This is a genomic window from Mesorhizobium sp. M0923, assembly GCF_040319365.1.
In the GTDB taxonomy this organism is placed as follows: Bacteria; Pseudomonadota; Alphaproteobacteria; order Rhizobiales; family Rhizobiaceae; genus Mesorhizobium.
This window is the reverse complement of record NZ_JAMYNW010000014.1, coordinates 125,850-150,052: the sequence shown is the minus strand read 5'-3', so window position 1 is coordinate 150,052 and position 24,203 is coordinate 125,850. Positions and strand designations below refer to the sequence as shown.

The 24,203-nt window shown below is 61.6% G+C and carries 21 protein-coding genes and 1 pseudogene; 17 read left to right on the top strand and 5 right to left on the bottom strand.

Features of this window, described 5'->3' with window-relative positions:
• The first annotated feature begins 203 nt into the window (after positions 1–203).
• From NKH89_RS23100 to NKH89_RS23085, 4 genes are all read left to right on the top strand, one after another.
• Positions 204–3,281 carry an AfsR/SARP family transcriptional regulator gene (locus NKH89_RS23100; RefSeq protein WP_156948051.1) on the top strand — a complete coding sequence of 1,026 codons (3,078 nt, stop codon included), beginning with the start codon at positions 204–206 and terminating at the stop codon, positions 3,279–3,281.
• 540 nt (positions 3,282–3,821) lie between these two features.
• Positions 3,822–4,190: a hypothetical protein gene (locus tag NKH89_RS23095; protein WP_156948050.1), complete on the top strand. Its 369-nt coding sequence runs from the start codon at positions 3,822–3,824 to the stop codon at positions 4,188–4,190.
• 277 nt (positions 4,191–4,467) lie between these two features.
• On the top strand, positions 4,468–6,279 hold the full coding sequence (locus NKH89_RS23090) for a hypothetical protein (protein WP_352910044.1): 1,812 nt from the start codon (positions 4,468–4,470) through the stop codon (positions 6,277–6,279).
• A 9-nt stretch (positions 6,280–6,288) separates the two neighbouring features.
• On the top strand, positions 6,289–7,731 hold the full coding sequence (locus NKH89_RS23085) for a hypothetical protein (protein ID WP_352910041.1): 1,443 nt from the start codon (positions 6,289–6,291) through the stop codon (positions 7,729–7,731).
• Positions 7,732–7,968: 237 nt separating this feature from the next.
• On the opposite strand, the gene NKH89_RS23080 is transcribed toward NKH89_RS23085, so the two are convergent.
• On the bottom strand, positions 7,969–8,769 hold the full coding sequence (locus tag NKH89_RS23080) for an IclR family transcriptional regulator (protein WP_352483665.1): 801 nt from the start codon (positions 8,767–8,769) through the stop codon (positions 7,969–7,971).
• Positions 8,770–9,010: 241 nt separating this feature from the next.
• On the opposite strand from NKH89_RS23080, the gene NKH89_RS23075 reads away from it, so the two are divergent.
• From NKH89_RS23075 to NKH89_RS23060, 4 genes are read left to right on the top strand one after another with little or no spacing between them, the layout of a single operon-like run.
• Positions 9,011–10,063: a substrate-binding domain-containing protein gene (locus tag NKH89_RS23075; protein WP_031193806.1), complete on the top strand. Its 1,053-nt coding sequence runs from the start codon at positions 9,011–9,013 to the stop codon at positions 10,061–10,063.
• A gap of 18 nt (positions 10,064–10,081) precedes the next feature.
• Positions 10,082–11,590 (top strand): sugar ABC transporter ATP-binding protein, encoded by a 1,509-nt coding sequence (locus NKH89_RS23070; RefSeq protein WP_023718472.1) that lies wholly within the window; start codon positions 10,082–10,084, stop codon positions 11,588–11,590.
• Entirely contained in the window at positions 11,587–12,552 is a 966-nt protein-coding gene (locus NKH89_RS23065; protein ID WP_023718471.1) for an ABC transporter permease, read from the top strand. The genes NKH89_RS23070 and NKH89_RS23065 overlap by 4 nt, the downstream gene beginning before the upstream one ends.
• On the top strand, positions 12,549–13,520 hold the full coding sequence (locus NKH89_RS23060; protein WP_156948048.1) for an ABC transporter permease: 972 nt from the start codon (positions 12,549–12,551) through the stop codon (positions 13,518–13,520). Before NKH89_RS23065 ends, NKH89_RS23060 begins: the two co-directional genes overlap by 4 nt.
• Here the strand turns inward: NKH89_RS23060 and NKH89_RS23055 are convergent.
• Positions 13,494–14,435 carry an amidohydrolase family protein gene (locus NKH89_RS23055; RefSeq protein WP_352910039.1) on the bottom strand — a complete coding sequence of 314 codons (942 nt, stop codon included), beginning with the start codon at positions 14,433–14,435 and terminating at the stop codon, positions 13,494–13,496. The genes NKH89_RS23060 and NKH89_RS23055 overlap by 27 nt on opposite strands.
• A gap of 74 nt (positions 14,436–14,509) precedes the next feature.
• On the opposite strand from NKH89_RS23055, the gene NKH89_RS23050 reads away from it, so the two are divergent.
• The 6 genes from NKH89_RS23050 to NKH89_RS23025 all read left to right on the top strand — a co-directional run bounded on the left by NKH89_RS23050 (position 14,510) and on the right by NKH89_RS23025 (position 20,293).
• A complete protein-coding gene (locus NKH89_RS23050) occupies positions 14,510–15,829 on the top strand; it encodes an alanine racemase (protein ID WP_352910036.1) in 1,320 nt (439 codons plus the stop codon).
• Positions 15,830–15,869: 40 nt separating this feature from the next.
• The gene (locus NKH89_RS23045) at positions 15,870–16,214 is read left to right on the top strand and encodes a RidA family protein (RefSeq protein WP_352588801.1); all 345 of its coding nucleotides are present in this window, start codon (positions 15,870–15,872) and stop codon (positions 16,212–16,214) included.
• Between the two features lie 9 nt (positions 16,215–16,223).
• The gene (locus NKH89_RS23040; protein ID WP_352910034.1) at positions 16,224–17,234 is read left to right on the top strand and encodes a succinylglutamate desuccinylase/aspartoacylase family protein; all 1,011 of its coding nucleotides are present in this window, start codon (positions 16,224–16,226) and stop codon (positions 17,232–17,234) included.
• Positions 17,235–17,290: 56 nt separating this feature from the next.
• Entirely contained in the window at positions 17,291–18,469 is a 1,179-nt protein-coding gene (locus NKH89_RS23035) for a hypothetical protein (RefSeq protein ID WP_352910032.1), read from the top strand.
• A gap of 265 nt (positions 18,470–18,734) precedes the next feature.
• Positions 18,735–18,986, top strand: a complete 252-nt coding sequence (locus tag NKH89_RS23030) for a helix-turn-helix domain-containing protein (protein WP_023718464.1) — start codon at positions 18,735–18,737, stop codon at positions 18,984–18,986.
• On the top strand, positions 18,986–20,293 hold the full coding sequence (locus NKH89_RS23025; protein WP_023718463.1) for a type II toxin-antitoxin system HipA family toxin: 1,308 nt from the start codon (positions 18,986–18,988) through the stop codon (positions 20,291–20,293). The genes NKH89_RS23030 and NKH89_RS23025 overlap by 1 nt, the downstream gene beginning before the upstream one ends.
• An 89-nt stretch (positions 20,294–20,382) precedes the next feature.
• Here NKH89_RS23025 and NKH89_RS23020 read toward each other — a convergent pair whose 3' ends face one another.
• Entirely contained in the window at positions 20,383–20,826 is a 444-nt protein-coding gene (locus NKH89_RS23020) for a MarR family winged helix-turn-helix transcriptional regulator (RefSeq protein ID WP_031193803.1), read from the bottom strand.
• Positions 20,827–20,886: 60 nt separating this feature from the next.
• On the opposite strand from NKH89_RS23020, the pseudogene NKH89_RS23015 reads away from it, so the two are divergent.
• Positions 20,887–21,917 (top strand): annotated as a pseudogene (locus NKH89_RS23015) (FAD-dependent monooxygenase); the annotation flags it as partial.
• A complete protein-coding gene (locus NKH89_RS23010; protein ID WP_352910072.1) occupies positions 21,891–22,523 on the top strand; it encodes an aromatic-ring hydroxylase C-terminal domain-containing protein in 633 nt (210 codons plus the stop codon). The pseudogene NKH89_RS23015 and the gene NKH89_RS23010, both read left to right, overlap by 27 nt.
• Positions 22,524–22,738: 215 nt before the next feature.
• On the opposite strand, the gene NKH89_RS23005 is transcribed toward NKH89_RS23010, so the two are convergent.
• Positions 22,739–23,212 (bottom strand): phosphatidylglycerophosphatase A family protein, encoded by a 474-nt coding sequence (locus NKH89_RS23005; protein ID WP_031193801.1) that lies wholly within the window; start codon positions 23,210–23,212, stop codon positions 22,739–22,741.
• A 41-nt stretch (positions 23,213–23,253) separates the two neighbouring features.
• Positions 23,254–23,547: a hypothetical protein gene (locus NKH89_RS23000; protein ID WP_352850207.1), complete on the bottom strand. Its 294-nt coding sequence runs from the start codon at positions 23,545–23,547 to the stop codon at positions 23,254–23,256.
• Positions 23,548–23,560: 13 nt separating this feature from the next.
• Between NKH89_RS23000 and NKH89_RS22995 the strand changes: the two genes are divergently transcribed.
• The gene (locus tag NKH89_RS22995) at positions 23,561–24,187 is read left to right on the top strand and encodes a CDP-alcohol phosphatidyltransferase family protein (RefSeq protein WP_051409644.1); all 627 of its coding nucleotides are present in this window, start codon (positions 23,561–23,563) and stop codon (positions 24,185–24,187) included.
• Positions 24,188–24,203 lie beyond the last annotated feature (16 nt).

Sequence of the window (24,203 nt, the reverse complement as noted above, 5' to 3'; positions counted from 1 at the left end):
AGTGACCGAGCCGCGCTTACGTTTGGCTTACATGCTGAAATGACGCGCACCCGGCCCATCATCTGCTATAAGAGTGCAGCCTGGTGGATCTGGATGCGGCGGTGCACGGCGGCACGATAGCAAAACTTTCAATGCCAAGACCCGCGGGAATCTCGCGGCGGCCGCGCATTGCTGCACTGGTCGACAGGTGCCTGGAATCCGGCATGTGCTGGATTGCTGCCCCTGGCGGATACGGGAAGACCACCGCAGTCATCGATTACCTCCAGGAAAAGCGGGCTCCGCATGTCTGGTATCGCGTCGATGACGAGGACCAGGATATCGCCCGGCTGTTCTACTATCTGGCGATGTCGCCTGGGGCGCGGGAACTCAGCCTTCCTGTTTTCGGAACCGAATATGCGGAGGATGCTGCTGCATTCGCGCGTCTGTTCTTCCGCGCTTACTTGGCGCAGATGGTGCCGGACACGGTCATCGTCCTCGACGATATTCACCGTGCCGATACACCAGAATTCCGCGAAATTCTGGCTGTCCTGCTGCGGGAATTGCCCAACACGGTCCGGTGCATCTGCATATCGCGTACACTGCCTGGTGGGGGCGTGGCCGAACTCGCGCTCGCAGGCAAGCTGCCGGTCATCGGCCAGACGGCACTGGAATTCTCGGAGGACGAAGCACGCTGCCTCGTCGGTCTCAGGGAACCAGGCCATGAGAAGGGGATCGAGGTCGCCGCCGCCAAGGGGTGGGCGGTCGGCCTGGTCATGATCGCCAACCAGAAATCAAGTACCCCACAGTTGATGAGCGCCATGCCTCTGGGGCAGGGAAATTTCCAGGAGGTGGTCGGCAGACTGTTCCTGCAGAACGTTCCAGGCGACGACCAGAACACCCTGTTGAAGCTTAATCTGCTTCCCGAAATCAATTCCGGTCTTGCCGACGCCTTGCTCGGACCCAGAGTCGGCGGCCCGGTGCTGGAGCGGCTCTTTCAAATGCAGCTGTTGGTCACCCGAACAGGCCTCAGAGGCGGAGGATTCCAGTTCCACGACCTCCTGCGCGACTACCTGTCCAGGCTCTTCGAAGCGCGGCTGCCGCCGGAAGAGCAGGCAAGTTTGCGCGAAAGGGCAGCTCGGGTCCTGCGCGACGCAGGATTGGTCGACGCTGCCGTATCGATGGCTCTCCAAGCAGAAGCCTGGCCGCTTGCCCGCGAGTTGGTCATCGAGCACGCCGAGGCGATGCTGTCCCAAGGCCGCAGGGCTACCTTGATCGAATGGGGCACCAGATTTCCTGCTGAAGAACTGGAAGGCTGGCTTCTCCACTGGATCGGGGCCGCTCACGTTCCTGACGACGCCGCAGCCGAGCGATGGTTCTCACGGGCTTGGGAGGCGTTCGAGAAGGACGGCGATTTGCGGGGGCAGTGGCTGACCGTAATCCGCGCCGTGCTCGTAAAGACAAGCAGCTGGCGGACGCACGGGGGCCTGGACGGGTGGACGCGAAGGGCAGCCGCCATCCTTCGCGGGAGGCAACCCGATCTTGTCCCGAGAGAGCGGATGCTGGTTGGTGTCGGCATGTTGCGCGCGGTTGACTACGGCGAGGCCGACGAAGAGACCGCACAGGCAGGAGTGAAGATCGCCGACGAGCTCCTGCAACAGCTGTCGAATCCGACTGGTGAAGTTCCGGTTGACCTGAGATTGCTTGCCAGTGAAGCCCTTGTTGATCATGCGGTCTGGTCAGGGCGGCAGGACATCTTCGAACAGGCGGTCGACAGCGTCGCTTCCGAATTGAACGACCCGAAGGTGACGCCTTGGGTGCTTGGCATGTGGTTGGTCTCTTTCGGCGCCGCCAGCGGCAGGTATTTTTCATTCTCGAGGCGCGGGTTTCCATATGCCTCGGCCGAAGACGCCCTTCGCAAGGCGATCGAGATGGGCGAGAGGGAAGCCCTGAAAAGCGTCGAGTTCAGCGGTCTCTACCATCTCCAGCTGCTGCTCAAGCTGCGCAATGATTTCGCCGGCTTCGCAGATCTCGTGACAAGGCTCGGCGAAATCGCGGACAGCCGCTTCACAACTCAGGTGGCCGTAGTCGCAGATTGCCGAGCCGCCATGCATGCGCGGCAAGGCAGCTTCGTCGAAGCCTACAGGGATTGCGACACGTTCATGACCGCGATCGAAGAGGCGAACGAGCCGATGGTCGAGCGCTGGCCGCATTATGTCACCAAATTCCAGGTTCTTCTCGCCGACAGAAGACCGGCTGAGGCCGCCTCGCTGTTGGCAGATGTCGTCGATCGGCTGGACGGCGGCCCGCGGGAACGGGTGAAGATTTGCATTCTTGCCGCTGCCGCTTTTGAAGAGAAATGGAGGGGCGGAGCCGCTTATGAAGAGAAACTGACGGAGTTCATGGCAGCCCTGAGGGCCGTCAACCCGTCTGCAATCCTACTCAACCTGCCCGATCTCCTCGCCGAACTGCTGGCGGATGCACTTGACCGCGGAATTGAAGCGGATCTCTGCCATTCGGTCATTCAGACGCGGCGTCTCGTCCCGCCAATGAGACGGCCTGCTAAATGGCCATGGCCACTGAAGATCTTTGTACTGGGCGGCTTCAGGATCGAGCTCGACGGAACTCAATTCGATCTCGGATCGAAATCGCCGACGCGTGCCCTCGATATCCTGCGGGTTCTCGCCCTGGCGCGCGACCAGACCTGTCCCCTCGAAAGCATTCATGACTGGCTTTGGCCCGATCTCGACGGGGATCAAGCCAAACCGGCGTGCGAGCAAGCCCTTCACCGCCTGCGCAAGACGCTCGGCAAGGGCGACTTCATCGTCCAGAGGGAGGGGCGGATCAGTCTGCCCCCGGATAAGGTGTGGGTCGACCTTGCTGATTGGGAAGCCCGTCTCAACCGCGGTCTTTCCAGGAAAGGGGATACGACAGCCCCCGAAAAGGAACAGCTTCTGGCGAGATTCCCCGGCCCGCCACTGTCACCGGGTTCTCTTCCGTCTTGGGCGATACCGGTGGCCGACAAGGTTCGGGACGGCTATATCGACCTGGCGATCAACGTCGGAAGACATTGGGAGAATGCCGGAGAAGGTTTCCGGGCGCGAGAAGCCTATCTGAGAGCACTCGAGTACTACCCAGATTCGGAAAGAGTGTACCAAGCCCTCATCAGGGAACGTCTGTCCAGCAGTGATCCTGCCGCAGCTGTAGACGACTTCTCGCGCTACGAAAGGGCGGTTGGAGCGAACGGGGAATACAAATCCTCACACGTGATCCGCACGCTGGTGCGTCCGTATCTGAGATCTTGAACGCCCAAAACCCGTAAGCCATCCGTGAGCTGCGTCTTGCCAGCGTGCTCCGAACCTCTTCTTTGCACGGCCCGATAACTTCACGGGCAATCCCAGGTCGATCGTGTGCGGGGCGGTTTTGTCTAACCAGCAATCCGGGATCGGAAACACTGAGAGACCGGAGCGATAGACTCTGCGCTTGGGCAGCGTACCTGCGTGTCCCCAGCGGCGTTCAAGACTACTCGCGCTGCGAGCGGGTGATAGACCGGCGGAACCGGGCTTTCGATGCAATCCACTTGCGTGTGGTTTCTTCCAGAGCGAATGAATCCAAAAAATTTCGATCTGTAAGCCATCCGTAAGCTGCGGTCAGAGAAACTCAATCCGTCGAAAACAAACAACCGCTTCGTCCGGCCCCTCGAGGGGCTACCCCGCTCGCGAAACCGCGCATGCAAGCAGCCCGATGAGGATCAAAACATGTCTACATGGCAGGATAGAGCATACCGGATATTAAATCTTTTCGAGGGTTCGGCCGACGAAGCTGGCGACCGGACCTGGCAGATTATGAACCACGTTCTCGACGAGAACAATCAGGACGACTACATCAGCAGAGACTTCTACAACGTCCAGCAGACCGCAGGCGGGCTGCCGGAAGGCGTCAGCTTCGAAGTCTTCCTGTCAGCGGTGTCCGGTCATGTCAGGGACGAGCTGCAAGGCGGAAGCTTCGACGAGGGGCTTGGCGATGATGACATTCGCACGGCAGGCCTCTCTTTCGACGACAACATTCGCCGGCATATCCGGTTCCTCAACGGAGTGGTCCACCAAGGCGCTCCCGGCGAGGTTCATCTCGGACTATGGGAGAGAATTCTGCAGGCCCGCGACAATGGCCGGAGTATCCACTCGCTGTATCACGATTACCTTGTCGATGCCTAGCCGGCTCAGACACTCACGGGTTTTGTCACAGGCACAGGTCCGCGGGAAGCCATCGCCCTAGTGACGCGTGCCCGGAAGGCACAGCCGCAGACTTCGGCTGGGAGATGCTCGGCAGCCAAGGAGGCGGCTGGGCCCGGCAAGGGCATTCCTGACCTGGTGATTGTCTGCTCGGCCGATGTCTGAACGAGACGTAACTTGCTCTTGGGCCAGGGCTCCCGGATCGACGGAGCGCGGGCCTTGCACATCCGCAATCTGACGTTGGTCTTTCCCCGTCCGCGTGACGATCCATGGTCCAACGCCGCAACAAACAAGGAGAGTTCTCATGCCTGGTAACGATCTTCAGGTCACCGGCGGCATCACGCAAGCACTGCTTGACGCGCTGAACCAGATACACACCGCCGTTGCGGCCCAGCTTGTGAATCCCGACGGCACGCCGTCTGGCTCGGCAGTCTACATGCACCTTCCAGTCGGCCAGCCGATCGACCCGAAGATGTATGCCAATCCCTGGACGCCCGCCGGCGGCAGCGCCTACGGCGCGGTTTCCACCACGGGCGCTTTCTCAGCACCACCCGCTCCCCCTTCTGCCGGAACGCCCGCGACGCCGGCCGGTCAGCTGGCGGCAATGCCGGCACCAGATCCCAGGCTGCAATTGGCGATCAGCAGCGCCTTCAACACGGCTCAACGGGTTGACGACATGTTGATGGTCACCAACAAGGGGGTTGCGGTGTCGTGGCCCCAGCGAACCGTCAGTATCGAGTATTTCACAGCCCTGGCCGGCATGCAGGCGGAACCGATCCCTGAGCCCTCGACCGATATCAAGAAACGCATCGCCGATGCCCAGAAGACATTGTATCTGATGGATGCCGACGGCAATTTTACCGGCTATACGCCGCGCCACACCGCCTACAGACACAACCAGAAGGTGCTGGCAGATGCACGCAGCGAGTTCGCGCTCGCTTACTCCCAAGCCATGTCCGATCCTATCCAGGGACAGGCATGGCCGGTCACCAGCGCCAGATACCAGAACGCCGTCGACCAAGCCTATAACGACTTCAAGGATATGGGCGGGCAACAGATCGACGACGCGATTGCAACCCTTCAGTCCGTCGGCGGCAGCGCCGCGGCCGCCCTGATTGCCAAGGCCCGCAAGATGTACGACGAGTATAGCGTTGGTCTCGGTGGCGCCGTGGCAATCAAGGTGCCGTGGTCGTATATCGATCCGGTCTCCTGGTGGGATCACACCAACCATGACTTCGGGGTGATGAAAATCACCGCCACATCGAAACAGTACCAGGCGAGCGGTGGCGGCGGCCAACACAGCTTCGGACACAGTTTCTACAACAACGAGTCGTCATCAACATCGGGCAGCGTCGGCTACAGCGTTCTGGGTTTCGGCGCCTCAGCCAATGCATCGCACAGCGAGACCAGCCACAACGACGGTTGGAATGCCGACCAGTCCTCCTGGCAGTCGCATCAGGACAGCAGTTCTTCGGCAACTGTCACATTCGAGTGGTTCATGGCCAGCATCGAACGGCCATGGCTGCTTGGCGACCTTTTCCACATGGACGGCTGGTATCTCGCCGGTCAGAAGAAGAATGCGATCAGCGACGGGACCATCGAAGGTCAGATCGGCGACGTGCCCAAGCTGCTCCCGATGATCCCGAAGGGTTTTCTGATTGTTCGAAACGTGAAGATTACCGCTAATTCCTGGGGCAGCATGGGCAGCGCATTCCAGAGCGCCGTCGACAGCGCTAGCGGACACACGGAAAGCAGCTCCACCTCCTATGGCGGCAAGGTTGGTTGGTGCGGTATCGGCGGATCGGTCCAACATTCCAATTCGGACAGCAGCGGCGCATTCAGCAACCAGCACGATGCATCTCAGGGTTTTTCCTTCAGCAGCAATGAACACGGTGGAACGCTTGAACTTTTCGGTTCGCAGATCGTCGGCTGGGTAGGCCAGATACAGCCGGCCGCACCGCGCAAGGACGACCCTGCACTCAGCGCCGAAGTCGTGGCCAACCCTGCGACAGCCGCCAATGCCGGAGTGCCTGCGATACCGGCTGACGCGCCCGCTGCTCCGCAAGGCTGAGGTGTCCCTGTGAGCACGAACAGCGATCAGCTCGCGATCCTTGGCCAGCAAGTGGTGGACACGTTAATCGCGACCTACAACCCCAACAATGACCCGTCGTTGGCGCTTGCCATTCATCCGGGGCAGGCGCTAGCCGATGGCATCGTGCAAAATGGCGTGACCAATCCGCTGCGGCTGTCGGAGTGGCTGGAAGACCAGTACGACTACCCGCTATGGCTGAAACGGTCCGATGCCTCCCCCGTTTCCGCCTCGTCTGTCGGCAGTCTTACCGCCAAGTCTGCCTATTTGGCGATGATCCCATGGGCGCAACCGGGGGTTCCGGTTGATGCTCCTTCCTATGCGCGCATCGCCGCGATGGTTGCCGAGGCACGAAAAGATATCGGGGACAATCCCGATGCGCTGCCATTCAGCTGCGAGCCGACAGATTTCGCCGAGCCCAGCTGCACGGCCTGGCATGTCTTCGATCAAAGGATATCCCGCACTACCGCAACCACGACCGAGACACCCGGCGCCATTAAGGCAAATCCCCACTTATGGAAGATGCGAGTGTTGACAAAAGAGGTGGTGTCGAACCTCACCGCAGTTTCCGAGGCGGTCGAACGGCGCAAGGCATTTGCCGCCGAATTAGCTGTTGTGCCAAGGGTTGAAGCGGTCAGAAAGCTGCGCATGCAGCCACATCTCACGGACTACGCTACCCAGCCAGTCGAGTTTCTCGGTATCCAGGATGCAGCAAGCACCGCGGTCAATCTGAGCCAGTTCAGCGCGAACCATCTGGGTGGCCTCACCGCTTCGCCGCTCCACGCCCGGGCGCTGGCCGCCACCCTGCCAACATTCAGTCGAATTCGCGCTGCCCGGCGACACTTCACAGCCGAGGCAGATCACGTCTCGCCGCCCAGAGAGCAGCCAAATGCTTCCAGCACGCAAATGCAGTTGGACACCTCGCTCGTGAACCGATTGGCCACAATCCAGCTTCACGATCTCATTAAAAACCCGGTCGTAACGGAGGTAACTACCTCGGACAGTGAACTGCATGTGCATTTCGAGTATTGCATGCTCACCATCACCCGGCGGATCGCCGGCACGAGATGGTGGCATCCCGACCTCGTCGACGAGGAGGATTGGTACGTACCGGGAATGAAGCGCGGCGACATGATCAAGGCTTCGACCGACGAGACCTATGCGCATTGCCTGCCTCAGGGCCTGCTTCTGGTTCGTAACGTGGAATTCAGCGGCTCGTGGACCGCCGAAGCCCGCACGACGATGCAAAACGCCGTCTCGTTTCTGGGTCCCTTCCTGATGCAGGCGCCAACCGGCTCTACATCCAGCACGTCCGACCTCGAACAGATAAGTGTGCTTGGCGTGGGCGTTCAGGTAATAGGCGAGCTTTGCTTTCCATTGCCGCCGCTCCCGCCGATGGATGATCCGGCGGAATCGGAACGTCCCGTTGTCTAAGCAATCAACGACGCTCAATGAAGAGGGTAAGTGCGTTGTGGCCGGGCCGGACGAGGTGTCCCAGGCACCGGTATCATCGCGTGCACTCTGCGGTGCTGGCACGCTGCGGACTGTGGGCAAAGGTGGTCGCGGGAGCGCGCTGCCGCCTTTGCCATACCCACCGGAATACCGGTTCCGGCCTCGCTGCTGCGGCTGAACGAGCGGAGCCTATCCCGAACCTTCGCGCGCCGATTTTTACTAGCTTCCCGCCAGCGACAATCCACGGGCGCGCTCGCATAGCAGGGCAAGCAATTCGCTGCGCCTGGCTTCCGGCGTGTCGACGGGCAACACGAAACAAAGCGTCTTGTTGATGGCCCCGTCGCCATCGCGGATGGGCGCGGCCATGCACCAGGTGAAGCGGTCAGCCAGAGCGGCGGTCTCGCTGAAACCTTGCTGGCGCGCCAGAGCCACATCGCCGAAGAACTCGGCTGGCGCAATGACGCGGCCGTCGGGAAGCTTGTAGTCGCCAGGCGGAATGAAGTCCTGTATTTCCTGCGCGCTCATATGGCCGAGCAGCAGCCTTCCGGACGCCGTCCACGGGATCGGCACCTCGACTCCGACATCGCTTGAAATCCGGAACGGGCCGGGCGAGTCCCGGCAATCAAGGACGACGTATTTGTTTCCGCGCAGGCCACACAGTTGGACGGTCTCGCCCGTCTCCGCGCCTAGTCTGTCCAGGGTTTCGATGATGCGTCGATAATGGGCATTATGATGTGAGTAGGCCCAGCCGAACAGATGCATCGCCTTTCCGAAATAGACATAGCCTTCCGTCCCGACGTTCTCGAGCATTTCGGCTTCCAGCAGGCTGTTGACGATCTCATAAGTGGTCGAACGCGGCGCGCCGATCATCTTGGCGATATCGCCGACGCGCATCGGCGCGCGCTGCCGCAGAAGCGCTTCAAGCAGCGTGATGACGCGGTCAATCCCGCGGCGCCGTTCGCCATTGCGCGGCTCGGCGCGGACTTCCCTTTCGATCAAACCAGTGACGCCATCGCTCATGTGGGCCGCACCCCGCGCAAAATCATTTCGGCCCTCGTCTCAAGACGCTTGAAAGATGTCAAGGCTCAGTCTAGCATCCCATCTGTCCGATATACAGGCCTCTTGTCTGGAATATCGGACAATAAAGAGCCAGGCGCAGAGAGTCCTGACGAGAAAAAGGGCGGTTTCCGAGATGCGGCAACCGGCGGGTTTTCTCGTCTCGACCCCGCACGTCCAGGCATAACCTCAGAAGGGAACAATCATGACCAAATCATCGTTTTTCGCATCCGCCAGCGCCCTTTGCCTCGGTCTTCTCCTCAGCGTTGGCGCCGGTTCGCAGGCCAACGCCGCCGCTAAATGCATCAAGGGCGACCGCAAGGCGCCGTATACGATCGGCTGGGCCAACATCTATTCAGTTCCGACCTGGATGAAGCAGACACAGGGCACGATCGAAGCCGAAGTCGAAACTTTGAAGAAGCAAGGCTTGGTCGACAAGCTCGTCGTGACCGACGCCCAAGGCGACGCCAACGTCCAGATTCAGCAGATCCAGTCGATGATCGATTCCGATGTCGATGCCATCATCCTGATCGCTGGCTCGTCGACCGCGCCGGCGCGCGTGCTGGCGGACGCCTGCGCCAAAGGCATCGCGATCATCAATTTCGACAGCCTCGTCGACACCGACCAGGTGACCGCCAAGGTCAACACCGATTCCTCACAGTGGGGCGATCAGGCGGCCAAGTTCCTGATCGACGCCATCGGAGGCAAGGGCAAAATTCTGATCCTCAATGGCCCAGCCGGCGTTTCGGTCAGTGACGACCGGCGCAAAGGCGCCGATGCCGAGCTTAAGGCTCATCCCGATGTGAAAGTGCTTGCCGAAACGAACACGCCCTACAATGTCGCGCCCGCCCAGGAAGCGGTCACCAGTCTGCTTTTCGCCAATCCCGAAATCGACGGCATCCTGTCGCTCGGCGGCGCTCTGTCGGCGGGTGCCGTGCTCGCGCTCGACAAGCAGGGTCGCGACCAGGTGCCGATCACCGGCGAGAATGCGCGCCAGTTCCTCGAACTGTGGAAGGAAAAGGGCTTGAAGAGCTGGGCGACGATGCAGCCGAACTGGCTCGGCGCTTTCGCCACCTACACCGCCGTACAGGCGCTGGACGGCAAGGATGTGCCGGCTTTCGTCAAGATCCCGCTGCCCGTGATCGACAATTCCAACGTCGACGAATATCTCGCCCGGGCTAAGGATTTCCCGGCTGACGGTTACATCTATTCGCCGTTCGATGAGGATCTGTTCAAGAAGCTGCTGGCCCAGAAATAAGCCTGAAGGGTTGCAACATTGACAACCACGGCTACGCTTCTCGCCGCGCGGGGGGTGTCGAAGTCCTTCTTCGGCAACCCCGTCCTGCGCAACGTTTCCATCGCTCTGCAGCCGGGCCGCGTGCATGCGCTGCTCGGCGAGAACGGCGCGGGGAAGTCGACGCTGATCAACCTTTTATCCGGCGCCCTGCGCCCGGACGGCGGGGCGATCGAGGTTGATGGACGCCCGGTATCGCGCATGAGCCCCGCTCATGCGCGGCATGCCGGGATCGCCGTTGTCCAACAGGAACTCAGCCTGACGGCCAGCCTCTCGATCGCCGAAAATATCGGGCTCGGCGCCTATCCCAAGAGATTCGGCTTGGTCGATTACACGGAACTTGCCGCACGGGCCAGGGCCGCATGTGATCTTGTCGGCCTTCGCGAACCGCTGTCTACGCCGGTGGGGCATCTGTCACTCGGCCGGCGTCAGATGGTGGAGATCGCCAAGGCGCTCTACCGGCGGCCGCGCGTGCTCATTCTCGACGAACCCACCTCATCGCTATCGGCAACCGAGACAAAAACCCTCACGGACTTGCTGGAAAGGCTTCGGGCCGAGGGCATCGCCATTCTCTACATCTCACACCGGCTGAACGAAGTGATGACACTGTGCCAGCATGTCACCGTACTGAAGGACGGCGCCTGCACGGCGGACCGCTCGCTGGAAGAAACTGATGCCGCCGGGCTGGTGCGGCTGATGGTCGGCCGCGACCCCGGCGATCTCTTTCCACGATGGCAGCCTTCGCCATCGCCAGCCAACGCCATCTCGGTTCGTAATTTTTCGGCCGGCCTGATGCGCGACGTCGATCTCGACATCAGGACAGGCGAGGTGCTTGGGATCGGCGGCCTGGTCGGGCAGGGGCAGGAAGATCTGCTGCTTGGCCTCTACGGCGCGATCCCGGCTAGGTCGGCATCCGCGACCGTAAACGCTGCTTCGGGTCTGCCGGGCGGCGTGCCGAAAGCCAATGCGCTCGGCCTCGCCTATGTCCCGGCCGACCGCAAGCGCGAAGGCCTGCACTTGATCCATCCCATCATCACCAACATGATGCTACCAGCCTTCGCAAGGCTGCCGGCGTTGAAGCTGCGCAGCCGGCGTGCCGAGCGCGATTTGGCGAGGGGACTCGCCGCCCAGCTTGCCATCAAGGGCGACCTCGATCGCCCGGCGCAGGCACTCTCAGGTGGCAACCAGCAGAAAGTCGCGCTGGCGAAATGGATGCCACACGATCCGCTTGTGCTTCTCCTCAACGATCCGACGCGCGGCGTCGATGTCGAGACCAAGCGTGAGATCTACATGATGCTTCGCAATCTCGCTGCCGCCGGCAAGGCGATCGTCCTGCTCAGTTCCGACACACCCGAACTGGTGCACCTTTGCGACCGCGTCGCCGTGGTCCGAGAAGGTCGCATCAAGGCCATGCTCGAGCGCGAGGCACTGAGCGAGGAAGTCATCGTCTCCGCCGCAATGGGCGCCGAACAGCAGAAAGTTGCGGCATGAGCACGGTTGTATCCTCAAGCCAAGCCGGCGCCCTCTACTGGCGAGTTCAGCTGCGCCGAAATGTTGGCGTGCGCAGCCTGTTTGCCGTGGTTCTGGCGTTCCTCGTTGCCTACGGCGTGTTGTTCCCCGGCCTCTTGACGGCGTCCGGCTTCGCCAAATTCACCCAGAGCTGGTTTCCGCTGGCGCTGGTCGCGATGGCCCAGGCGATCCTCATGCTCACCGGCGGCATCAGCTTGGCAATCGGCGCAATGGTCAGTCTCGGCGCGGTAATCGCCGCGACGACGATGATCGGGCCGCTGGGCGTAGCCGGCGGCACCGCCGTGGTGGCGCTGACCGGTATCGGCATCGGTGCCGCGACGGGGTTCATCGTCGTGAAACTTCGGTTGCCGGCCATCGTGGTGACGCTCGCCGGCTCCTTCATCATCGGCGGTGCTGCGTTGCTCATCCTGCCGAGGCCGGGCGGCGCCATTCCGGAGTGGCTGTCGGACCTGCTTGCCGGCAACACGCCGGCGGCATTCGTGTTGCTGGTGCTCGTCGTGCTTTTGTGGAAACTCTATCTCGCCACCCCGCTTGGGTTGAGCCTCTATGCCGCCGGTGAGAATCCGGTCGGCGCCTATCGCTCCGGCGTGCCGGTCGACGGCGCGCGGATCGCGGCCTATGCGATCAGCGGTCTGCTTTGCACAGGCGCCGGCCTGTTCGTCGCCGCGCAAACGGGTTCGGGCGACCCGGTCATAGGCACAGCCTTCACGCTGAATTCCATTGCCGCCGCGGTGCTCGGCGGAATCGGCTTCCTCGGCGGCCAGGGCACGATGCGCGGCGCGCTTGCCGGCAGCCTGCTGCTCAGCCTGATGATCAGTGTCATGTTCTTCCTCGGCTTCACGCCAGTTGCTCAGTATGTCGCCCAAGGCCTCATCATCATCGGGGCGGTCGCCATCCCGCAATTCCGCAAGGTGCAGCAATGACAGCACGGAAAGAGAGCGCGCGCGGCGGGCGGGCGTTGACGATCCTGCGCAGCCGGCCCTTCCTCACGGTCGCTATCGTTGCCGCGGTGTGGATCGCGGCGAGCTTCGCTTCACGTGGCTTCGGCGCTTATGGTCATTTGCGCTATTTGGTCGAGTTGGGCGCGGTGATCGGCCTGGTCGCGGCGGGCCAGACCTTCGTGGTGATTGCCGGCGGCATTGACCTTTCCGTCGCGGCGATCGTCACGGTCAGTGCCGTCAGCCTCCCGCTGCTCTCATTGCAGGCGGATCCGACCGGGCTCACAGCCGTTCTTGCAGTACTTGCGTTGACGACCGCGATAGGTCTCGTAAACGGGCTGGGCGTGGCGCTGTTGCGCGTTCATCCAATGATCATGACACTGGCGATGGCGACATTCCTGCAGGGCCTCCTGATCATCATCGCCGGCGGCAGCGCCGTGACCGCCGAGAACCCGCTGGTCAGCTGGCTCGGCAATGCGCGGCCAGCCGGTATTCCGGCAGGCGTGCTTTTGTGGGTGGTCATTTCCGTGATCGTTCTGACCACGATGCATGCGACATCCCTCGGCGCCCGGATTTTCGCGATGGGCGCCAATCCGCTTGCCGCGGCGCTGTCCGGAGTTTCCGTCGCCTCGACCACGCTCGCCGTCTACGGCATCAGCGGCTTCTGTTCGGGACTTGCCGGTGTGTTGGTCCTCGGCATGAACGGCCAAGGCTATGTCGGGATCGGAGATCCCTATCTCCTCGCGTCGATTGCCGCCGTGGTGCTCGGCGGCACCTCGATACTGGGCGGGCTCGGCACCTATGCCGGTACTATCCCCGGCGCGATCCTGCTGGTCACGATCACGGCGCTGATCACCGTCGTCAACGCATCGCCCGGCTGGCGCAGTATCCTGTTCGGGTCGCTGATTCTGGGGCTGCTGCTTCTCTCAGGCAGGGAGCAGGCCCGCCGATGAAATATCGTGCAGCCGGTAGATACGCCTTGCGTTGCCGAAGAACAGCGCCGTTTGCTCGTCCGCGGAAAGCTCTCCTGCAATGGCTTTGAAGCTGTCATATACTGCATCGAATGACGCATGCAGGCCGGCGACTGGGAAGTCACTGCCGAACATCGCTCGCTGCGTACCGAAACAGTCGATGCAATGCATGACAACCGGCTTCAGGCTGTCGAGTGTCCAATCATGATCGTAGGCGACCAGATCCGATATCTTGATGGCAGCGTTGTCGCACTCCGACAAAAGCCGCAGCCCTTCGCGCCACACCCGCATCCCGTCTGCATCGCGATCGATCGGGCTGCCGCAGTGGTTGAGAACAAAGAGTTGGTCCGGAAAGGCCGCTGCGAGGCGCGCCGCACCGGCGAGCTGGCGCGGAAACACCATCAGGTCGAAAACCAGCCGGTGGCGCCCAAGCAGGGACAGGCCGGCACGCCAGGCCTGATCGTCCATGATGCCGTCACGGGCAGCAAAACGGCGGGCAGGATCCGGATCCCAGCTCAGTATGTCGCGCACACCGACGACACGGTCGAATGCCGCCTGCGCCTCGACCAGCGCCGGCGCTTGGCGGCTCGCCAGCGGTATGTGAACAACATAACGGGCGGCCACGCCGCGCGACTTGTCGAGCGTTTCAAGCCACCGCGTTTCGCCGACGCAGTCATCCCCGGTCCAGCCGGCTTCGACATGGACGGTTGCGACGACATTGTGCCGGCCGGCGTCGCGCAAATAATCTTCAGGAAGGTAGTTTCGCCGCAAGCGGCCAAGCTCCCCCAGACCGCCGCGTTCGCCAGCCGTTGTGGCGAGCCAGGGGTGCCGGCTGAGGCCGAGATCCCAAAGGTGATGGTGGGCATCGATGATCGGTCCGCGGTAAGGTGTTGGCACGCATCTCTCTCATGGTGTGGCCGGAATCGGAAATCGATCCGGACTTCATCCTGTAAAGGAAGGACTAGCATCGGATGACCGAAAGCTCACCCGTACTGTCGCTGGCGACCCGAGAAAATTTCCTGCTCGATGACCGTATCCGCGGCGTGCCGCCTGGCACCCTCGGCTTGGACAGCAGCCTTGTCGCATCTGAGCGCTGGCATCCAGCGGATGGGCGTATGTCGTTGCCGGTGTTGACCGTCGACGAGGGGGCCTTCATCGCCAATCGTGACCTGTTCCTGCGCTATGCGCGAGAGCAGGGCGCCGTGATCGCCCCGCATGCCAAGACCCCGATGGCGCCTGATCTTGCCCGGTCCCTGATCGAGGCCGGAGCATGGGGCACGACCGTCGCCGACATAAGGCAGGCCACGGTGATGCTCAGAGCCGGACTCTGTCGGCTGATCATCGCCAATGAGGTCGGCGGACCAGGTGGTGCGAACCGGCTTGCGGTTCTTGTCAGCGCCTGGCCAAGCGCTGAGTTCTACGTTTTCGCCGACTCGATCGCCGCCGTGAATGCGCTTGCCGAAGCCTGGCGGGCCAATGCGACGCTGCCGCCATTGCGCGTGCTCGTCGAACTTGGTGCGGGCAGGGCAGGCGCCCGGACCACCGGCGAAGCCGAGGCGATTGCCGACGCGATTGTAGCAGCCGGCGGCCGACTGCTGATCGCCGGCGTCGCAACCTATGAAGGTGTCGCGGCGCAGCCCGATCCTGACCGCACCGATGAGGCGATATCCGCCCTGCTGACAATGACAGCCGACATGTTCCTGCGGCTCCGCGCCCGCGTCGGCGGCGACACCCCGCTGATTGTCACGGCAGGCGGCTCGGTCTACTTCGACAAAGTGGTCGCAGCGCTTTCGCCTCTCGTTTCTAGGGACAGCAGCGCGACGCTGGTGCTGCGCAGCGGCGCCATCTTCTTCCACGACCATGGCGTCTACGACCGCTCGCTCGGCACACTCGACGCACGCGAGGGTTTTGCAGTCGGCGGCTTCAATGCGTCCGCACGAAATTCGTTCCGTCCGGCTTTGCGCCTATGGGCCGAGGTACTGTCGCGGCCGGAGCCCGGCCTTGCGATCTGCGGCATGGGCATGCGCGACGTGTCGTTCGACCAGGGCTTTCCAATGGTCCTGACCATCTTTCGTGCCGGCAAGCAGCTGCCGATAGCGCGTGCCGAGGTCTTCAAGCTCAACGACCAGCACGCCTTCCTGACAATTGCGTCGGGCGACGACATTGCCGTCGGCGACACCGTTGAATTCGGCATCTCCCATCCCTGCACCTGCCTTGATCGCTATCGCGTGATCTTCGGCGTCGACGCGGCCGGATATGTCAGCCACGCCTTTCCCACCTATTTCGGCTGACCATCGTCGCGCTTTCCAAAAAAGAACGAAAGGATCCGATATGATCAAGTACTTGCAATCCGGCTCCCGCATGTCGCAGGCGGTCGTCTATGGCGGCCTCGTGCACATAGCGGGCCAGGTCGCAGACGATCGCAAGGCCGGCATCGAGGGTCAGACGAGCGAGGTACTCTCCAAGATCGAGGCGCTCCTGGTCGAGGCCGGCAGCAGCAAGTCGAAGCTCGTGGCGGTCAACATCTTCCTGCCACAGATTGGCGATTTCGACGCCATGAACAGTATCTACGATGCCTGGGTGGATTCCGCCCGTCTGCCGGCGCGTGCCTGCGTCGAGGCGCGTCTCGCTGATCCTGACCTCCGCATTGAGGTCACCGCCGTCGCGGCTGTGTGAACCGCCGCCATGCACACCGGCATCAGCCATTCGCTCGATTTCGATCGGGACGGCAAGACGCTCAGCCATCTGAGCATCCCGTTCTCGATAGACCGTTCGCCATATTTCCAAATCAAGGTCCCGATCTGCCTCATGCGCAATGGTGAGGGTACGTCGCTGCTTCTTATGGCCGGTAATCACGGCGATGAATATGAAGGCGAGCTGTGCTTGGCAAAGCTGGTCCGCCGGCTCGATCCAGCGCGAGTCAGGGGCCGCGTCACCATCCTGCCGATGGCCAATGTGCCGGCGGTGATGGCCGCCAAACGCTGCTCGCCGCTCGATGGCGGCAATCTCAATCGCGCCTTTCCCGGAGATCCGTCGGGCACGCCGACAAGCCGGCTCGCCAACTTTCTCGAGACAGACCTGTTCCCCCGACACGACATCGTCTTCGACATTCATTCGGGGGGCACTTCGATGGAACATCTGCCGACTGCACTCGTCGAGCGCAATGCCGATCCCGAGCGCCACAGGCGCGGGGTGGAGCTGATGCGGGCGCTCTGCATGCCCTATGGGTTCGTGGCCGACAATGGCCAGGCCTCGCCGACCTCCATGGGTGCAGCGCGCCGTGCCGGCGCCATCGGCGTCAGCGGTGAGTTCGGGGGCGGCGGCACCGCCACGGTCGACACGATGGCGATCACCGCTCGCGCGATCGACAATCTGCTGATTGCACTAGGCCTGGTCGACGGGCCAGTTGTTGGCGCGGAGTCAATGCATTCGATGCCGACGCGACTGCTTTCGCTTTCGCGGCATAGCCAGGGCCTCTACGCCGCCCGCCGCGGCTGGTTTGAACCCGCCGTGAGGGTTGGCGACAGCGTGAACGCCGGACAATTGGCTGGCTGGTATCACGATCTCGAAAGGCTCGATCTTGCCGAGGAAGCCTTGCATTTTGCCGAAAACGGCATCGTGCTTTCGCGGCGGCTGCATACAATGTGCGAGGCAGGAGACTGCCTCATGCAAGTCGCCGAACCCGTAGAAACCTAAAGGGAAACCGCACGGCGTCTAGCTGCTGCGCCACTCTGGAGAACTGAGGATATCTTATGCAGCTTTCCATGTGGACCTACCCCTGGGATGTCCAGGATCTCGGTTTCGAGATGGTCGAACGCGATCTGGTCGAACGCGCGGGACTCAACATGATCAGCCTTGCTGCCTCGTATCATGCGGGACGCTTCCTTCAGCCGCGCAGCCCGCGCCGCAAAGCCTATTTCCCGGAGGACGGCACGATCTACTTCAAGCCAACCGCCGCGCGATGGGCCGACCTCGCAATTCAGCCCAAGGTGGCGGACGTGATCTCGCAGGGAGGCGACGTGCTTGGCGAGCTCGTCCGCAGACGAGACGCCAATGGGCTCGGTGTTTCGTGCTGGACGGTGTGCCTGCACAACACCCGCGCCGGCATGCTTTATCCGCAGGTGGTTACCCGAAATGCCTTCGGCGATCCCAATTATTACAACCTTTGTCCCTCGCATCCGGATGCGCGCGCCTATGTTCGCGCGCTGGTCGCCGACGTTACGCACACCTACAAGCCGGACAGAATCGAGCTCGAAAGCCCGTCATTCATGAGCTTCGCCCACGAATATCATCACGAGAAAGACGGTGTCGGGCTGACCGCGGAAGATGAATTCCTTCTGTCGCTGTGCTTTTGCCCGTCCTGCCTCGCCCGCGCCGCTTGTGCCGGCATTGACGGCGAGGCGGCGCGCAAACTGGTCAGAGGGTGGATCGTCGAGACCTGTGATCGTGCCGTTCCGGCACCGCGTTTTCCGGACTTTCCGAACGGTAGCTTCGATACCTTCCAGCCCTGGCCAGAATTATACGACTTTCTGCTGTGGCGGTTCGAGCCGGTGACCAGCTTGGTTGCCGAGCTGCGCGACGTTGCCGATCCGGGCACACGTGTCCTCATCATTGACCTGAAGGACGGCTGGTTGGGCGGCTGCGATCTGGCGGCTCTCGGCCAGGCTTGCGACGGCGCGATCCTGTGCGCCTACGATATGCAGGCCAGCGATGTCGCAGATCTGATGGCCACTGGCCGTGCCACGCTCGGAGCAGAGAAATTCCTTGGGACCGGTTACCGGCTGTTCCATCCGGAAATGGCAGGCCCGGACATTCTCGCCGCCAAAGTGAAACCGGCGCTGGCGGCGGGCGTCGATGGCATCAATTTCTACAATTACGGCCTTGTACCTGCCGCACGCCTCGATTGGGTGAGTGCCGCACGATCTGTGTGAACAATCGATCCACTGCCGACCCAATAGGCCTAATTTTGCCTCGAGCATTGCGCGTAATGGAGAGGCGTTCGGAGGACTTCCCGCATGGATCCTCGCATTGCTTTGGCCGGCGGCCAGCAGCCTAGCTGAAAATCGAGGCATGGCTGTGAGGGCCACGCGGGAGGGAGGCGGGTTATACGGTGGAGCGCATCTTCCAATTTATTCGCTCTAGCGCATATTGAAATCTATCTTCTGAGCGTATATCTCATAGCTGGAGAGGTACGCTGTGGACCAAATCGCCCGAACGCCTAAGCAACTCGGAGATGCCATCCGCCGGCGGCGCCGCAAGCTCGGCCTGAACCAGGCCACTGTCGGGGAGCACACGATGCTACGCCAAGCGACCATCTCGGCCGTCGAGAATGGAGCGCCCGGGACACAGCTCGGAACGCTTTGCGACATTCTCGCAGCGCTCGACCTTGAATTGGTTGTCCGCTCTCGGACCAGAGCAAAGTCGACCGAGATCGAGGACGTCTTTTGATGGCTCGTCCGCGGCGGCACCTCCCGCTCAACGTCTTCTTGAACAGCCGTCTCGTCGGGCGGCTGAATAGACAATCCAGCGGCGCGATCGATTTTCAGTATGATCCGTCCTGGCTTGCCTGGGAGCATGCGCTACCAGTCTCGCTATCTCTGCCCCTACGTGAAGATCGCTATATCGGTGCACCCGTCATTGCCGTGTTCGACAATCTCCTGCCCGACAGCATCCCGATTCGCCGCCGTATGGCTGAGCGTGTTCATGCCCGAGGGATAGACGCCTACGACTTGCTTGCCGCTGTCGGACGGGATTGTGTCGGCGCACTGCAATTCCTGCCGGATGATGTCGAGCCGGGCCCCGCCGGTATTGTCGACGGCAAACCCGTTGACGATATCGAAATTGCTCGTCTCGTCCGCGATCTGGCATCGGCCCCCCTCGGGCTGGGCGAGGATGAAGATTTCCGGATCTCGATCGCTGGCGCTCAGGAAAAGACTGCGCTCTTGTTCTGGAAAGGACGTTGGTACAAGCCGCTGGCGACGACTGCTACAACGCACATCCTCAAGCCACAGATTGGACGCTTGCCAAATGGCATCGACCTTTCCTTCAGTGTTGAAAACGAATTTTTCTGCCTCAAGATGACAGCCGCCCTGGGACTCCCGTGCGCCGTCGCCGCAATCGAGGAATTCGAAGGCAATCGCGTGCTCGTAGTCGAACGTTTCGATCGCCGATGGACGAGTGACAACCGTCTCCTGCGCTTGCCCCAGGAAGACTGCTGCCAGGCTCTGTCTGTGCCTCCGTCGCTGAAATACGAATCCGATGGCGGGCCTGGGGTTCCGGCTATCCTTGGTCTGATGAAGGGAAGCGACCAACCGGAGCTAGATCAAGCTGCGGTTCTGAAGGCCGTGGTCGCCTTTTGGCTGCTCGGCGCCACAGATGGACATGCCAAGAATTTTAGCGTCTTTCTTTCTCCCGGCGGCCGGTTCCGCATGACGCCGTTATATGATGTGATCTCAGCGCAGACCAGCCTTGATGCGGGACAGATCAGGCGCAACAAAATGAAGTTGGCGATGGCTATAGGCGACGCACGCCACTACCTTATCGATAGCGTCATGCCGCGCCATTTCATCCAGACCGCCGCCAAGGCAGGAATTGGTCCAAAACCCGTCACAGCGATCTTTGACGAGCTGCGCCAACGGGCGCTAGCGGCAATCGAACTGGTTTGTGCATCGCTCCCAAAGGGTTTCCCTTCGCAAGTCGCAGATGCCATTGGCAATGGGGTCAAAGCTCGCGTGCGCAGACTGGAAGAGGTGTGATGCTTAAGATCGAGGCACAACCAGACTGATAGCCATTGGGACGTCCAAATGATCTTCTTTTAGCAGCAGCAACGCCGCGCGGGATGTAATCAACCCACGGACTTGCCAGCCTGTAACTTTCTGACCAGGCCGATCAGCTGATCCAGGTCCGCGCGTGTAAGCGCAAGCATCTCCGCAGGGGGTTTGTGATATTCCCTTGTCAATTCCTCAATGGTTGCAACACCCTTGGCCGTAAGCTTGACACGTTTGACACGGCGATCGCTTGGCGACGGAACCCGTTCGGCGAGCCCCGCCTGCTCCAACCGGTCGACCAGCCAGGTCGCCGTCGAAGGGTCGCAGTGCCATTGAGCGGCCAATGCGCCGATCGGCTTGCCCGCATCTTTGTCGAGGGTGAAGAGGGCGCGCGAGTCGTTGGGCGTCAGACCCAATTTCTGCTGGATCGCCAACCGGTCCGGCGCGGACCGCATCAGGAAATCAAACATCAGGCGCCAGGCCTCGGTGGCGTGCTGCAAGCGATCTTGGCCCGGTCCCATTCCACGCTCCTTCGTGTCTTGACACATATTTGGACCAATCATATGATTTGATCAATCAAAATGTTTGGTGATCAAAGCAATGAGAGGAGATCCGAGATGACCAACACCACGGTTCTCGTCGTCGGGGGCGGCCTGAACGGTCTGACGGCGGCCGCCCTTTTGGCTCACAACGACATTCCGTGCGTCCTCGTCGAGCGCCATCCCGACACGTCAATCCAGTACAAATTTGCCGGCATTTCCCCGCGCAGCATGGAGATCTTTCGAAGCCTCGGCCTCGAGGAGGAGATTCGTGCAAATCGTACGGGGGACCAGCAGGCAGGCGCTATTGCGCGCGCCAGGAATCTCACCGATCCCGAGATTCAATGGGGCGGACCGGCGTGGCCGGATGCAAGTGCCCTCAGCCCCACGCAACCGGCGACGTGTGATCAGCACGTCCTGGAACCGATTCTGCGCCGCTACGCCGAGCGGAACGGTGCAGACATACGTTTCAGCACGGAACTGGTGGCTTTCGAACAGGATGAGAATGTCGTCCGCGCGGAAATTCGCGATATCGCGACCGGCGCAAAGGACGCCATCTCGGCCGACTATCTGATCGTCGCGGACGGTGCGAACGGCTCGATGCGAGAGAGTTGGAGATCAGCCGCAGCGGGGCAGGCGGCCTTCAGCACTGGATAAATGTCGTCTTTGACACGGACATGCCTCCGACGATCGGCGGCAAGCGTTTCACGTCGTGCTTCGTGACGGACCTCAACGGGACCTTCACGCCCAGGGAGGGTGGACGATGGCTTCTGGCGCTCCAGTACTTTCCCGAAAAGGGCGAGAAACCCCAGGATTTTGATGAAGCCAGGTGCAGGGAACTGATCATACGAGGTGCGGGCCGGTCGGATATCACGACTAGGCTTGTCGATGCGCGCTCCTGGGAAGTGGCCGCGATGACAGCGCGCCAATTCCGCCGAGGCCGCGCGTTTCTTGTGGGGGATGCCGCACATGTGATGCCCCCAACAGGCGCTTTCGGTGGCAATTCAGGTATCCACGACGCCCATAACCTTGCCTGGAAGCTTGCGATGGTAACAGGCGGGCATGCCGGTCCCTCGTTGCTGGATAGCTATGACATGGAGCGCCGGCCGGTCATCGAGGCTACGTTGGCGCAAGCGCTCGCCCGCCTTCAGAAATGGTTCGACGATCCGTCGAAGCGATTGCCTCCCCCAGTCGCGATCGTCGAGGATTACGACGTGGTATTTGGCCAACGCTACGCTGCCGGTGTCGTGGCTCAGGAAGCCATGCGGGACGATCACCCATTCCAAAAATCCACGGAGTTATCGGGCCGCCCTGGCACGCGTTTACCGCATTTCGCGGTCGGGCGTGCCGGCCAACGGATTTCGAGTCTCGATTTGTGCGATCGCGACCCTCTTCTCCTCTGCGCCGACGACGCATGGTGTCAGGCCGCTGACGCCGTAAGCCAGCGCCTCCGCATGCCGCTGACCTGCCACGCCTTGGGTGCCAATGGGGGTCTGATTGATTTGGACCATCGGTGGCCTTCCGCGCTCGGGGTTGAAAGCGGCGGTGCCGCCTTGGTCAGGCCGGACGGGTTTGTCGCGTGGCGGTCAACGCACGGTGTGCCTGATCCTGTACAGATGCTGATCGAAATACTTGACGGCTTGGGTTTCCGCACGCAGGCGTGCGAACATCATCAGTGAGGGGCGGATGCCTCCGGTCTTCCGGCACGACTTCCTTGCCGATGTCGTCGCCGGGAATGCCGGCGATGTTCAGCCGTTTGCCCGTCTCGTCATGCCTCCTTCCTACTCGTTGTCACCGAGTAGGGCCGCGCCAACCGCTTCGGTCCTCCCCTTGTGTCGCTAAACTCGCATGGACCATCGTGCTGGCCTTTGGCATTGGAGCCCGAATGTCGCCGTTACGGCAAATGATCAATCAACTCGTTCAGCAGGAGCAGCAACGCCCCAGCGACGACAGCCGCGGCCGCGTCGTCCAGCATGATGCCGGCCCCACCCCTTACCTTGTCATGCATGATACGGATGGGCCAAGGCTTGACGACGTCGAAAAACCGGAAAGCAAGGAAGCCTGTTGCCCACCAGAGTGGGTCGAGTGGCAGCATGGAAAGTGTCACGGCGGCGCCGAAGGTCTCATCGATGACGACGATTTGCGGGTCCTCCGTCCCGGTATGGGAGATAACATGCGACGACGCCCATACGCCGACGGCGAACAGGGCCGCATAGGCAAGCACCGTCAGCCAAGGCGATGCGGGTATCAGAGCCGCGGCAACAGCCACTCCAACCATTGCGCCGGCCGTGCCCGGCCATGTTGGAGATAATCCCACGCCGACAGAGGTCGCGAGCAGGTAGGCGAACTTGGGTAGAAATTTATGCATCGCGTTTCGGCCGGCTTCCGACGGGTCGCAAGCAATCATAGTCACATCGTTCGGGTGTTGCCGCCAGACCGCCGCTCGATTTGCACACCGGTCACAAGGCATCGCCCAAACCGTGAAATGCTGTCGGGCAGCTGTCGCTGCGACCGGAAGTTCTGTTTCGCCGTCAGCTTGGCGAGCATCTTAATCCGCCGGCCACATTCGCCAAACGAGATCGCTTTTGCGGCGAGTTGAGAACGTTCCTGAGCCCGGTCTCGGCCCGCATTGGCCAACTGAAACGGTGGCGATGGTGGAACAAACCCGCAAATTGCTGGTAAAGCTCCGTCAAACGACATCATCAGAGGAGCCGCCATGATCGCCGGTCTCATGAAAAGTCGCATCGACCCGCTATGGGAGCAGGCCGCCTCTCCGCTGATCGGGATCGGCATGACGCCGAACCAGGTTACGGCCAGCGGGCTCGTGCTCGTGGCTTTGTCTTCGGCCGCCTACGCGTATCACCATTCAAGTCTTGCCTTTGGCTTGTGCCTGGCGTTTGCCTTCAGCTTCGACGCGCTGGACGGTGCGGTCGCCCGCCGGACAAATATGAGCACCAAGGCCGGTGGCTATTTCGACGCTATCGTCGACCGTTATCAGGAATTGGCCGTCTTTGCGGCAATAGGCTGGGTCGCCGATCTGTGGGCGATCGCAATGTTCGCGTTCGCCGGCGGGATCCTCACCAGTTACGCCAAGGCGCGGACGGCGCTGGAAATCCCTGTGGAAAACCATGGTTGGCCGGATTTCTTCGAGCGGATGGAACGTCTGGTGTTCATTTGCGTGCTGCTCGCCGCCGACGGAGTCGCGACTGCCATGGGCGCGGCTTCGCCCTGGATTCTGGCAGGCGGGTTCGCGTTGTACGCAGTGCTGGCCAACGCGACGGCCCTGCAACGGATCAGTCGCGCATTTGCGATGCTGAAACGAGCCGACGGGAAGCAGCCGTGAGACCGCTAGAACGCGA